The following is a 12892-nucleotide window of genomic DNA, read 5'->3' on the forward strand; positions in this document are numbered from 1 at the left end:
AAGGTCTTATTATTTATATTTAGTCTTAATTATTTATTTAGAACTTTCTCATCATTTATTTTCAGCTTATTTTCCAGCCATTCTCTTAGTGCTGGATCTTTTTCCAGCTCTTTATTTATTACCTCATCAGGTTCAATTTTATTTTCCTTGAGAGTTTTAGCAAATAACTTGGTAGAGTTACTAAGCTGATTTTCCTTTCTAACACCAGCTAAAAACTCTTTCCATTCTAAAACTATCCTTCTAAAGTGTTTTTCGTGATGGTGCCTGTAATGATGTAATTCCATTTTTCCGTTAATCCAAACTAAGCTCATGGGGTATTCGCTAGGTTGAAAAATTACAAAGAACCAATGCCATACTACAATTGCAAGAGTAGCTAAGATTGCCTCATAAAAGTGAATGATTTCACTCACTCTTATTAACCACGTTGGTGCCCAACTACCGACTAAAGTTGGAAACCAAAGAAACAAACCAGTAGTACCCATAACAACGGTTCCCCAAATTAAAGCCCAATATTCTGCTTTTTCGGTGTAGTCGTAATTATCAAAATTTGGTCTTTCCTTTTTGAGATGAAGGTAATAAAGCAGATTGTCTCTTGCATCAATTACGTCAGAGAATTTTGGTATAAGGCTTTTTAGGATTTCCCTTCCTCTGGGTGTAAAAATTAAATATAAGATATGATAAAGACCCAATGAGATTAAAATTACCGCTGCAGTTCTGTGAACGTTTTGTCTAATAGTCTCAGTTAAACCCAAACTTTTTAATAATTCAGCCCACCAACTATTTTGGAATTTTAAAGCAAAACCTGTAATAGCCAAAAGTATGAAAGAGGTAAGCAATATAAAATGTTGGATTACTTCATTTTTTGTAAATCTCGGTATTACTATTTCGCCTTCTAATCTCTTTTTCTTTCTCCTAACTTCGTGAATGTATATCAAGATATTATGTAAGAACATAGCTCCAATTACCGAGATTATAAGCCAAAAATAAATTGTGGAAACTATGTCTTCAATCTTTTGAGCTTTTTGTGTGATTGCTTTGTGTGAATAACTTTTAGCAAATGTTTCAGTTGCCTTGGGGTGACATTTTTGACAAGTCTTAGTTACATTTCTTTCGTTTACTGTAGATTCAGGATTCCACTTAGGAAGAATTTTATGAACTGAATGGCAATCCACGCACATCGCAGCATCTTTATCACCACGCATAACGGCAAGGCCATGATAACTATCCTGATAAGATTTAACGACACCACCTTCAGTTCCAAAACGTACTGTCATTCGTGGGTCTTCATGACAGATAACACAAGTTTTTTCTTGAAGCTTTTTCTCTTCAATTTTTTTATTAACAATATTAACTGCTTGAATGCTATGCTCGGTATGGCAATCATTACAAACTGGTGCTTCTCTAATTCCTTGTTTTGCTCTAATCCAATGAATTGATTGTTCGTAATCATTTACAATATTTTGATGGCACTGGCTGCAAGTAGCTGGAATGTTGAAGCTAGATATTTTTGATCCGGGTTGAATCCTGTTCTTGATATCGTGAACTCCGTGACATGTTGTGCATGTTGCTGCTATTTTCCCTTCAGCAACAAGTTTGCCATGTACTGAATTTTCGTATTGAATGCCGGGATTTTTTATTGGCAAATTATATTTTCTAACAAGCTTAGGATTATCATGGCATTTAGCACAAGTAGAAGCAATATTAACTGGGTAAACTGAACTTTTTGGATTGTTAACTGGTAATATTTCGTGAGAACCGTGACAATCCCAGCATTTTGCAGCCTCATCAATCCCTTCACTTAAAGCAATTCCATGAATACTTTCTTTATGCTCTTTTGCTATTTGGCCGTGACATAAATAACAATCTGCTTTTTGCGTTACTTTGACGTTTTGAGGATGTTCGTTAAGATTTTTTGCAATATAATTATGACAATCTGCACATTCTAAATTTTTATGAACAGATTGGCTTAAATGTGGTTTTATGTCTTTTTGCTCGTGGCATTCAAAACAAACATTTGAGGAAGTACGTTTAACATGGTATGTTGAAGCTAATGTTGTGCTCATGTCCGCGTGACACTTACCACAATATTGCTTTGATTTGTCGCTTACTTTTTCCGCTGAAATAATTTTGTGTGTATCGTGACATGTAGTACACGTTGGTGCATTTTTGACAGTTTTAAGTCTCCTATGAATATCATTTTTCATTGATTCAGCGTATTCTTCATGGCACACACTGCAATTAACTTTTTTTGCTCCTTTGTCAATATGCTCTTCATTTTTTACATCGGTATGGCAATCTTCACAGCCAATAATTTTTTCGTGAACTGAATTGGCAATAACATTTTCATGGCAATCAAGGCAATTAAAATTTTGTGCAGTTAATGGCGAGGTTGACAGAAAAAGAAAAAGCACAAAAATCAATTTAGCAATAAAAAGAAATTTTACTATAGTATTTTTCATTATTATTTAGTTTTTATTTGTAGACAAATATCATCGAATATAAAATAAGAACAATAATTGTTAGCCCAATGAATAAGGCTATGAAACCGAATATTTTTGCAGCCTTATCTAAAGCTGAAGAAGGTGGAACGTTATTTATCTTTGTCTTGTACTTATCTTCGTTCATAATTAACTCAAATTCTCTTGGTCGGTCTTTTTTTAATTCTTCGAGGGAAACTTTACCTGTAAAAATAACTCTGTCCATTGGAAATTTGTCAGGCCTAAAATGTGTATTGAAAAAATGAACAGTAAAAATAAATCCTACTGCTAAGAGTGCCTCGTCGCTATGAATTATGGTTGCAATATTAATAAACCACCCTGGGAAACCAAGTTTAGTAAAAAATTCAGGGAACCATAAGAAAAGTCCGCTCGAGCCTATAACAGCAACTCCCCAAAAAACTGCAAAATAATCGAACTTTTCCCAATATGTCCATCGTCCATATGCTGGTCGTTTCCCAATTCCAAAAAACCACTTCATTGTTTGGTAAAACTCAATTAAATCACGCTTATTAAACATTAACGAGCTTTCACCTTTAAGTAAATCTTTAATTTTTTGTTTTCTTTTTTTCTTTTTCTTTATTAGATAACCAATGTGCATAAAAAAATAGAAAAAAGTAATTAATGCAGCAACTCTGTGAATGAAGCCCGTAACTTCATAGCCGCCTAGTATTTTAGAAATGAATTGAAAAACACTAACACCAGAAAATTTTATAACCATTCCTGTAATTGCAAGAGATAAAAAACTAATTATAACAAGCAGGTGTAAGAATCTCGAAAATGCGTCAAAACGTTCGTAATATTTTCCTTGAATATTGTTTTCTAAAAAATTTTGGTCATTCATGATTTTGCGATTTTTGTTTTTTCTTTTCTTTTAATGCTCTTGGCAGCCAGAGTAAAGTATGTAACCCGAAAAAAGTAAAAGTGCCAGCTAATAAAATTGTCATAAACCAAAAAGTATAAAATAAATATGGATACTTTTCTTTATCGTGGTGAGTTGCATGTGTTAAGTAGCCTACAAATTTTCTATTGGAGTTAGGATGACATTTTTTACAAGTCTGAACAATGTTAGCTCTACTTAAGGTTGAATTAGGATTATCCGGTGGTAAAATTTTATGTGAGCCGTGACAATCGGAACACTTTGCTGCTTTTGCTTCACCGAGTTTAGAGACCTTTCCATGAAAAGTATCGAAGTAAGTTTTGCTAACGTCTTCGTGACATTTGCCACATTGGTTAATAATTTTTTGCCGGAACAAGCTTTGATCCGTTCTGATTATTGTATGGGACTCGTGACAAGTATTACATACTGGTAACTTTTTATCTGTTTTCGTTACAGTAGGGCTATGAATACTTTTCTTAAAATCTTCGTAAACACCAAGATGGCATTTAGCGCATGTTGATGCAATATTGTTAGGATTTACAGTTGAACGAGGATCGGAAGGGGGTAGTTCTCTGTGACTTGTATGGCAATCGATGCATGTTGCTGTGACCAGTAATCCACTTTGTAGTAATCCTTTTCCATGTATGCTTTCGGTATAATTTTTTATTATATGCTCATTACCTTTTGCAATTAATTTTGTTGCTTTAGCTCCATCCTGATGACATTGAGAACATAGTGCAGGTATGTTCTTAGAGAATGTAAACGATTTTAGATTGTTCTTGGATAAAACATTGTGTTTGCCGTGACAATCTGTGCAATACGGTGCATCTGGGTTACCTTTGTAAAATAATGTTCCATGCTGGCTTGATTGGTAATCTGAAACTTGTTGTGAATGACAAATTGAGCAATCAACAGTGCCGCTGTTTAAACACACAGGATTTTTTGATTTACTAATATTAACATGGCACTTTATACATGAATTTGTAGCATGAACAGATTCTTTGAATTCAGCTAAGTTAATGTAAAGCGAAATTTTTTTACCGTCTTTAACTTTATACAAGTTCTTATCACCATGACATTTCATACACATATCATCTGGAAAACTGTCATCGTAAAACACTTTTCTTACTCGGTGAGGCTGATGACAATCAATACAGACAGGAATTTTGTTTGGCTCCTTTTCCCATAATTCACCGCGAATTACTTTTTGGTGGACCTGCTCAATTTGTCTATGGCATTTAGTGCAGGTTTTTATAACATTGTTTCTGTTAATTGTAGAATTAGGGTCTTGAGGCGGCAAAATATCATGTGACGTATGGCAGCTTGTACAAACAGCCGTTACAATTAAACCTCTCTTAAATAAGCCTTCACCATGAATTGATTCCTGATAATCTTCTAAAATATGTTTTTCAGTAATAAACCTTAATTTTGAAACGGGTGTCCCTTCTTTGTGACATGTTCCGCATAACGAAGGAATGTTCATAACATAAGTTTTAGATTTTGAATTTGTGGAGGGAAGTATATCATGTTTGCCATGACAATCTATGCACGCAGGTGCTAAGTAAACTCCCCTTGATAATGCAACCCCGTGCAGACTTTTTTGGTAGTGTTTAGATTCATTATCGTGGCAGACTGAACAATCTACTTTTTGTAATTTTTCAGGATGTGGTAAATTATCCGGGTCAACATCAGTATGGCAACCTGTACAGCTAATTTGCTCATGGATTGAGTTAGAAAATATTTTCCCGTTGACAAATAAGGAAATTACTTTTCCATTACTTTCTGTTGTTAAAGTTCTATCGCCGTGACAGTCTAAACAAACCTGGTCATCCTTACTCTGCGGTAAAAGAGAGCTGTTTGTTAAAAAAAATAAGGTTAATGCTGAAATAAAATATTTTTTCATTAAAATTTAATCAGCTGTTGAAGAGTAAAAAATATGTCAAAAATCATGCTCAATTAACTAATTAATTTTTGGATTAAAAGATAGTCTATTCACAAATTTACCTTAAAGAAATTTTTGTTTGGTAATATTTTTTTTAATAATGAGAAACTTATTATCAATGTAAAGGATAAAGAGTCAACATATCTTTAATTACCCTAAAAAACTACTTTTTAGAAAATACTGCTCAAAATCTTTTCGTAAGAAGAAAATCTTAATACAATCCTATTGGATAACATAGTTTAAGCTAATCTCTCTTAAAAAACTTTGAAACTATGATATGCCAGTGCTTTTCTTCTAATTTACCCAATTGTCCAATGAATAGTTCATCAAAATCCTTTTTATCTTTTTCAGTTTTTAAGTAATCTTGAATAAACTTCATGTATTCATCTATTTCATTTTGATAGAAATTAACAGCGGACTTGCCAATTTTTAAATCTTTCAATTCTGTATCAAGGTTATCGGCATCGATAGAGCAAATCCAGTTTTTTTCGTAAGGAGTAAAATTCAAAAGCGATAAATTCTCTGAAAGCTCATGATTAATTTTGGAAACTTGTCCGCTCAACGGTGAACCAAAAGTAATTCTTTTTTTATTTTGTTTAATGCTAAATAATGGTTGACCTTTTTGAACTTTCATTCCAAGGTTTGGAAATTCAATATCTTCAATATCACCAATTAATTTTTTTGCAAAATCATCAATGCCAACTTTAACTGTGCCGTCCTGCGATACACTTGCCCATGTGTGATTTTCTGATATAAATACGCCGCCTGGTATTGAGAATTCTCCTTTGCTGAATTTTTCCGCTTCTTCAAAATGAGTTATGTGTACACGTGGTTTTAATTGTTTCCGTATTCTTTCTTGTCGTTTAATAAGTGAGTTATTGGTAAATTTAAGCAATTCGTCTTCGGTAAATGGTTTTTGGACATAATCCATTGCGCCGTATTTCATACAATCTACAGCGGTTTCTACAGTTGCATACCCAGTTATTATTATAACATCAATATCTGGCCGTAAGTTTTTTATAATTTTAGTTACTTCCACACCATCCATCTCAGGCATTTTAAGGTCAGTAAAAACAAAATCATAATGGTGGGATTTTATTAGATTGATTGCTTCGGGACCGGAGTTGACTGTATCCACTGAATAGCCGTCTAAGACAAGAATTTTTCTAAAGCTGTCAAGTATGATATCTTCATCGTCTACGCATAGTATACGAGCTTTGGGATTTGGCACTTCAGCTCGCTTTAATGAAACCGCTTCTTTACTGAAATCAACTCTTAAACTCTCTTCTAAAATGGCAGCTCTTTCCTTACGAATTTTCTTGGCTTGAATATTTTTAATTACGAATCTTATGACAATATCTGCAATTATAAATACAATTAATGCTAAAATAAACAGAGGCATTATTTATCTCCTTATATTAACTTTATTTTTTATCACTTTTAAAAGATTTCCTCAAAATTATTACCTGTGAAAATTCGTGTATTTTGTGTCTATGATCTATCTGAGCTGCATGGTATTAGTTTTTTTATTTCGTATTCATATTCTGTTGGTATAAATCTATAAATCCAACCCTCGAAGTAGGGGTCCTTTTCAATCAGTTGAGGATTAGTGATTAGTTTCTCGTTTATCGAGATAATTTTGCCGCTTAAAGGAGATAATAAATGATGAGTTAAATTTTCTTCAGTTTCGAACCATGCACAAGCTTGCCCCTGCACAGCGTTGTCATTTACATTCATCAAGTTGATTTTCTTAATTGTATTTATTGTCTTGGTGTAAAGGTCTGTTGCACCAATTAAAACTGTTTCATCGTTTTCTTTGTTTAGCCAAGTGGAATAGCCAAGCCTGTAATATTTCGCTGGACATGGCACGTAGACAAACTCTATATTTTTAGCCTGTTTAGATTTCAATAATTTCCAATAATTTAATCCTCTGTGAATTATGCTTATTAGTTCATCTGTTGTAAAAGGTTTAGGGATAAAACCGATTGCACCTTGGTAAAGCGATTCCACAGCATTTTCAACTGTGGTGTAGCCGGTTGTAATAATTATTGGTATGTCAATTTTAAGTCGTTCTGTTTCTGCTATGAATTTAAAGCCATCCATTTCTGGCATCATGATGTCACATATGATAAGTTTGAATTTCTCTTTCTGAAGTCGATTCAGAGCAGTTAAAGCATTTAACTCGCCTATGGCAGTAAATCCTTCCATAGAAGCAATTTTTATAACTGAATCTATTATTACCTGTTCATCGTCAATTATCAATATGTCGTATTCTTTTGCCATCTTATAATTTTTTTTTAATCTTTATAAAGGCAATCGTATTGTAAAAGTAGTGCCTTTACCCACCTCGCTTTCTACGTTTATTGTTCCATTATGAATTTCAATGATTCCCCAGATAACAGATAACCCGAGGCCGGTTCCTTTTTGTCCTTTGGTCGTAAAAAATGGATCAAATATTTTATTTAAATTTTCTTTTGGAATACCGCAGCCAGTATCTTTTACAGTTATCTCTATAAAATTTTTTTCGCTTTCTAATGGGATATCCCATTTTTGCCAATCGTCATTAAACTGAGCGCATCCTTTTATGTAACCATTATTAGGTATTTTAATCTTGTAAACAGGTCCGCCACATTTTGGACATTTTTCATTTTTAGCTATTAGAGTTGTTTCGCATACGGGGCAAAGTAAATTATATGGTTTTTCTTTTTCAATTTTTATCTGAATGTCATCTTTATGTCTTCCATAAACAGCGTCTAAGTGAATAATCCCTTCGTTCTTTGCATTTCTTACTTTTAATTTTATAGATGGGAAACCTTCTATTTTATAATCATTTTCAATTAGATTATGATTTTTTTCACATACTGCTGATTTTACATTGGCAATTCCTTGAGAAAGTGTGGCTACTGAAGTTTTGATAAAAATTTTACCACCATCTTTACTAATTGAATCGTTAGCATTTACTAATAAATTTATAAAAACTTGTTGCATTTGATTTGCATCGGCAGTAATGCTGGGTAATTTATCATCATAATTTTTTTCAATAATAACATTATTTAATCTTAGTTGGTTGTTAACAACGCTTAAAGCTCTGTCAATAATTTCATTAATATTTATTTTTGTTTTTTTGGGAGTTGACTGACGAGCAAAATCTAAAAGTCCCCTTACTATTTCTCTGCTTCTCATTGTTTCTCTAACTATAACTTTTAAGTCCTCTTGCAATTCGGGATTATTTTGAGTTCGCTTCAATAAATAACTACTGTAAGTTAACACGCCAGTCAATGGGTTATTGATTTCATGAGCTACACCGGCTGCAAGTTGACCCAAAGAAGCCATTTTTTCTGACTGGAAGACCTGCATTTGCATTTCTTTGAGTTTTTTTATCATGTTGTTAAAAGATTGTGCTAATGTGCCTAATTCATCTTTAGTCGTTTCTTTAATGAAATAATTTAAATTTCCCAGCCCGACTTGGTTAGTTGCATTTACAAGTTCTTTGACTGGTTTATCGACCCATCGTTTTATAAATAAGGCAATTATGAAACCAATAGCACTAACTGCGATTAAAGCGAAGATTAATCCCTGAATTTCGTTGTTGTGAATTTTTTCATCAATTTCTTTTAAGTGAATAGAAACATCAAGTACCCCAAGCACTTTAGCAGAGGACGGATGTGCATGGCAGTCTGCTTCGTAGCAAGATTTTTCGTTGTAAATCGGGTTTATTACTCCCAAGATTCTTGATGAATCTTGCTCTGACCTGTAAATTCTTGTTCTATCATTAATTGCTAATTTTTCTAAGGGCTTATTTGCAGCATGACATGCATAACAACTTTCGGCATACTTATCGAGCATCTTTCCAATATCTTCATGTCTGTTTGAATAAATAATTTCGCCATCTTTATTGAACACTCTAAGCGCATAAATTGCCGGATCTTTTCCTATTGTGTTAATTATATCATGAATCATTTCTCTCTGATTTAACATCATGCCGTGCCGTGTGCTGTTTTTAATTGCATCACTTAACTCAAGGGCATGCCGTTCCACTTCACTTAGTAAAATGTTTGTCTCTGATTTTAAGTTAAGATAAGTGTAACCCCCAATAATCACTATGGCAGTAACACCCACAATAAAGATTAATTTGAAACCAATTTTTCTGAACATAATTTTATTTTATTCTTCTCCCCGGTACGTTTTTAGGGTAACTTTTATCATCGTGGCAATCTGTACAGACTGGATTAGAGTAATTTTTTTCTTTGTGACAGTTATCGCATTCCAGTCCATAATGTGTTTCATCTAATGCGATACCGGTAATTTTATGATTGAAATTTTCCTGTGTCCACGAACCATGACACGATGCACAATCATCCTTAAGCCCTGTAAATTTACCTTTTGTAGTATGACATCTTTCGCAGCTTAACTTTCCATGAAATCTTGTAATGTCAAATCCCGTTTTTTCTTTGTGATTAAACGGACCGACTTCCTTGTTCTGATGACAGAAACTACATTTAGAATTTGTTTCTGTATCATGACAAGTAGAACAAATTTTATGATGCTGTTCTAATGTTATATGAGCTACTTGAGCTTTGTTTTTGTTATGGCATTTAGTACAGCTTTCGTTGCTGTGGCAATTTTGGCAATCAAGTTTGAATAAATTAACATGGTCACTGTGATAAAATGTTACGAGCTTCCCAACTGCATTTGGAGTATTGAATGTAAGTTTAATAGGAACAGCTACATCAGGATGAATTCTTTTGTGAGTTGATTCTGTACTTACAGCCAAATGAGTTTTCGTTGATTTATTTTTTAATTCATGACAAGAATAACATTCAACCTCGCCGCTCCATTCCCTATGACAGTTCATGCACAATCTGTGATATGCACCTTTCAAATCAGGTTTGCTTAAGTCTTCTCTTGCACGTTCTGGCTGATGGCATTGAACGCATCCTACTACTTTCCCTGGTGGATTATAATGATGGCAAGAGACACAGCCACCCGACATTTCAGACATTTCTGCATGAGCCTGATGCTTGAAAATTACAGGATTGTAAAGGTTGTTAGAACTTTTCAGCCTTTCAATTACTATTGTGTTGGGTCCATCTTCTGGTTTTTGTTTTACTGTGGCAATAAAATCTCTTGGACATTTAATTAAGCATGGATTTTCTTTGGTTGGGATATCACAACTATGACATGTCCTGCAACTTAAGTCTTGATAGACTTGATGAGATGTGGACTTGTTTTGTCCGAAATAATTTAAAGCCGTTAACAGAATTGAAATAATAACTAAATATAATTTAGATTTCATTTCACACCTTTAATAGCATATTTAGTTTTAAGTGCTCCTTCACTGGGTTGTGTAATTATTGGGAAAATCATAACTGCAGCTCTATACAATAATACTTCCAATGATATGAAGCCTAATGTTACTAATATCTCCCCAATTGATGGAAAATAAGGCTGAAATGAATAAGGTGGATTATAAGCCACAATAAAATTGTTTAAACGATTCATAAATACACCGAATATTACTAAGCATGAAGCAATAAATACCCCCGTTGGCGATTTTACAATCTTGGGTGAAAAGAACATTCTTAAAGGAATAACTACCCCAACGATTAGCTCAATAGTAAACATTACGCTTGTTGTATTGATTTCATATAAATAAACAAAAGTTTTTCTTATTACCATGTCACCAACTTTAAAGGCTAAGTAAGTAAACAGAATTGGTCCAACCATCCTTGCTAAATCTGTTAGTACGTCCATTTCGGGTTTAAGTCCAAATGATTTCGATGAGATTATTGATTCAAAAATTACCATTGGAAATCCAACTGAAATTGCTGAGAGCAGAAATAATAAAGGCAAAACTGGAGTTTGCCAAAGCGGGTGCATCTTAGGGCCAGCGATTATCATCAAAGTACCTAAAGAGGATTGATGTAAACATGAAAGAACTACGCCGGCAATAATGAAAATAAACATTGTTTTGTCTAATCCCTTGTCAAGAACTTGCAAAAGCCTGTCAATAGGTTTGTTTAGTTTTCTTAGTATACCGGGTAGATTAACTCGACCTATAAACCTCTCGCATACAATAGGCAGAAACTCAATATAAAGAACTGTCATGTATATCATAACGCACATACCAACTTCAAAAAGAGCTGAATTACCATTCCAGAAAATTAATGGGTGCCAAATGTAATACCATCTTCCCAAGTCTGTAGCTACGCTTAAAGCAACGAAAGTATAACCTAAGAGAGCAGTTAACAAAGCGGGGCGTATAATAACATGAAATTTTTCGCGGTGCATAATATGGCCTAAAGCTGCTGTTGTAAAACCGCCGGCAGCAAGAGCAACACCCAAAGCTACATCTAAACCAATCCAAATTCCCCATGGATACTGATTACTTAAATGAGTAACTGCGCCTAAACCAAAAATGAATCTTGCTAACAAGACAAGTAAACCAAAAGCAGCAAAAACAGAAATTACAATAACACCTGGAGTAAAAAATTTCTTTTTGATTTTTTGTGGCTTCATATATTCTTCCATAATTATTCCTCCTCAGTTTCAGTTTTTTTGTTTTTGTTAAGCCACATTACGCCACCTAACAAAGCATAAAGGGCAACAGGAGGAATAAAGTAAGCAAAAATTCCGTGCTGGATTGATTCTGAAACACCAGGAGCAGGTTCGCGCTGTAATTTAGGAAATGACAGTTTTGTAAAATCTTCTGAAGCTAAATACATCCACGATGTGCCGCCAACTTCAAACTCACCATAAATGTGATTGATGTACCTTTTAGGGTAAAGTCTTATTTTTTCTTTAGCTACTTGAATTAAATCTTCTCTTTTACCGAAAGTGAGTGCTTCAACTGGACAAACTTCAACACAAGCGGGCAGTTTTCCTTCTGATTGCCTAGTATAACAGAAATCGCATTTAGTGATTTTAGGTTGGAAAGCTTTGTGAAATTCAAATGCTGGGATTTGAAATGGGCATGCAACCATGCAATAACGACAGCCGATACACTTTGATTCATCCCAAACTACAGCTCCATTTTCTAACTTTGAAAATGCACCTACTATACATGCTGAAACACATGCTGGTTGGTCACAATGCATGCATTGAACTTTTACATCAATGGGAAACTTATCTGGGTCGCTGTTCTTGTATTCATTTACTACAGTGTAACTAGTATAATCCGGTCTTCGCATTTTCTTAAATACATCTCGATTATCATATTCTTCAATTGGAGGGGTAGGCATTTGATGTGCTGTTTTACAGGCCCATTCACATTTTCTACAACCAATACAAACAGTAGTATCAACTAAAACCCCCATTGCTTTGTCTGGTAGAAAACCTTTTTGTTCTTGAGCTTTTGTTTTTCTTGTCGTTAATCCAGTAATAGCAGCAGTTGCTATTGCAGTGGTTTTCAAGAAATTTCTTCTTGATTGTTTTTCCATTATTACCTCCAAGAAAAGCAGAATATAAATGGATTATTTCATCCATTTCAAAAATAAGCTTACAGTATCTTTTTGTCAATTTATTTTATTATCCTAAAAAAATCTAATTAATATGCTTTTTTTAACGTGATTTTTT

Annotated in this window: 9 protein-coding genes; all 9 read right to left on the bottom strand. The window is 33.8% G+C overall.

The genetic code is table 11. The features are described 5' to 3' along the window. Positions 1–29 precede the first annotated feature (29 nt). The 9 genes from ABRY23_04920 to ABRY23_04960 all read right to left on the bottom strand — a co-directional run bounded on the left by ABRY23_04920 (position 30) and on the right by ABRY23_04960 (position 12756). Positions 30–2459 carry a cytochrome c3 family protein gene (locus ABRY23_04920; GenBank protein ID MFA3782389.1) on the bottom strand — a complete coding sequence of 810 codons (2430 nt, stop codon included), beginning with the start codon at positions 2457–2459 and terminating at the stop codon, positions 30–32. Between the two features lie 13 nt (positions 2460–2472). Next, the gene (locus ABRY23_04925) at positions 2473–3339 is read right to left on the bottom strand and encodes a formate dehydrogenase subunit gamma (GenBank protein ID MFA3782390.1); all 867 of its coding nucleotides are present in this window, start codon (positions 3337–3339) and stop codon (positions 2473–2475) included. After that, positions 3332–5278, bottom strand: a complete 1947-nt coding sequence (locus tag ABRY23_04930; GenBank protein ID MFA3782391.1) for a cytochrome c3 family protein — start codon at positions 5276–5278, stop codon at positions 3332–3334. The genes ABRY23_04925 and ABRY23_04930 overlap by 8 nt, the downstream gene beginning before the upstream one ends. Positions 5279–5561: 283 nt before the next feature. After that, positions 5562–6719: a response regulator gene (locus ABRY23_04935; GenBank protein MFA3782392.1), complete on the bottom strand. Its 1158-nt coding sequence runs from the start codon at positions 6717–6719 to the stop codon at positions 5562–5564. An 89-nt stretch (positions 6720–6808) separates the two neighbouring features. Then, positions 6809–7600, bottom strand: coding sequence for a response regulator (locus ABRY23_04940; protein ID MFA3782393.1), 792 nt, complete (start codon positions 7598–7600; stop codon positions 6809–6811). 21 nt (positions 7601–7621) lie between these two features. Further along, positions 7622–9472: a sensor histidine kinase gene (locus ABRY23_04945; GenBank protein MFA3782394.1), complete on the bottom strand. Its 1851-nt coding sequence runs from the start codon at positions 9470–9472 to the stop codon at positions 7622–7624. 4 nt (positions 9473–9476) lie between these two features. Continuing rightward, complete coding sequence (locus ABRY23_04950) at positions 9477–10613, bottom strand: cytochrome c3 family protein (protein ID MFA3782395.1); 1137 nt, start codon at positions 10611–10613, stop codon at positions 9477–9479. Beyond that, the gene (nrfD, locus tag ABRY23_04955; protein ID MFA3782396.1) at positions 10610–11848 is read right to left on the bottom strand and encodes an NrfD/PsrC family molybdoenzyme membrane anchor subunit; all 1239 of its coding nucleotides are present in this window, start codon (positions 11846–11848) and stop codon (positions 10610–10612) included. Before nrfD ends, ABRY23_04950 begins: the two co-directional genes overlap by 4 nt. A 2-nt stretch (positions 11849–11850) precedes the next feature. Then, positions 11851–12756, bottom strand: a complete 906-nt coding sequence (locus ABRY23_04960) for a 4Fe-4S dicluster domain-containing protein (protein MFA3782397.1) — start codon at positions 12754–12756, stop codon at positions 11851–11853. Positions 12757–12892 lie beyond the last annotated feature (136 nt).

Source organism: Melioribacteraceae bacterium 4301-Me (genome assembly GCA_041538185.1).
Classification (GTDB): Bacteria; Bacteroidota; Ignavibacteria; order Ignavibacteriales; family Melioribacteraceae; genus Pyranulibacter; species Pyranulibacter aquaticus.

Bases quoted from the DNA above. Each gene is read 5' to 3' on its own strand.
- ABRY23_04950 (MFA3782395.1), bottom strand. From the start codon at position 10,613: ATGAAATCTAAATTATATTTAGTTATTATTTCAATTCTGTTAACGGCT.
- ABRY23_04920 (MFA3782389.1), bottom strand. From the start codon at position 2,459: ATGAAAAATACTATAGTAAAATTTCTTTTTATTGCTAAATTGATTTTT.
- ABRY23_04935 (MFA3782392.1), bottom strand. From the start codon at position 6,719: ATGCCTCTGTTTATTTTAGCATTAATTGTATTTATAATTGCAGATATT.
- ABRY23_04945 (MFA3782394.1), bottom strand. From the start codon at position 9,472: ATGTTCAGAAAAATTGGTTTCAAATTAATCTTTATTGTGGGTGTTACT.
- ABRY23_04925 (MFA3782390.1), bottom strand. From the start codon at position 3,339: ATGAATGACCAAAATTTTTTAGAAAACAATATTCAAGGAAAATATTAC.
- nrfD (MFA3782396.1), bottom strand. From the start codon at position 11,848: ATGGAAGAATATATGAAGCCACAAAAAATCAAAAAGAAATTTTTTACT.
- ABRY23_04930 (MFA3782391.1), bottom strand. From the start codon at position 5,278: ATGAAAAAATATTTTATTTCAGCATTAACCTTATTTTTTTTAACAAAC.
- ABRY23_04960 (MFA3782397.1), bottom strand. From the start codon at position 12,756: ATGGAAAAACAATCAAGAAGAAATTTCTTGAAAACCACTGCAATAGCA.
- ABRY23_04940 (MFA3782393.1), bottom strand. From the start codon at position 7,600: ATGGCAAAAGAATACGACATATTGATAATTGACGATGAACAGGTAATA.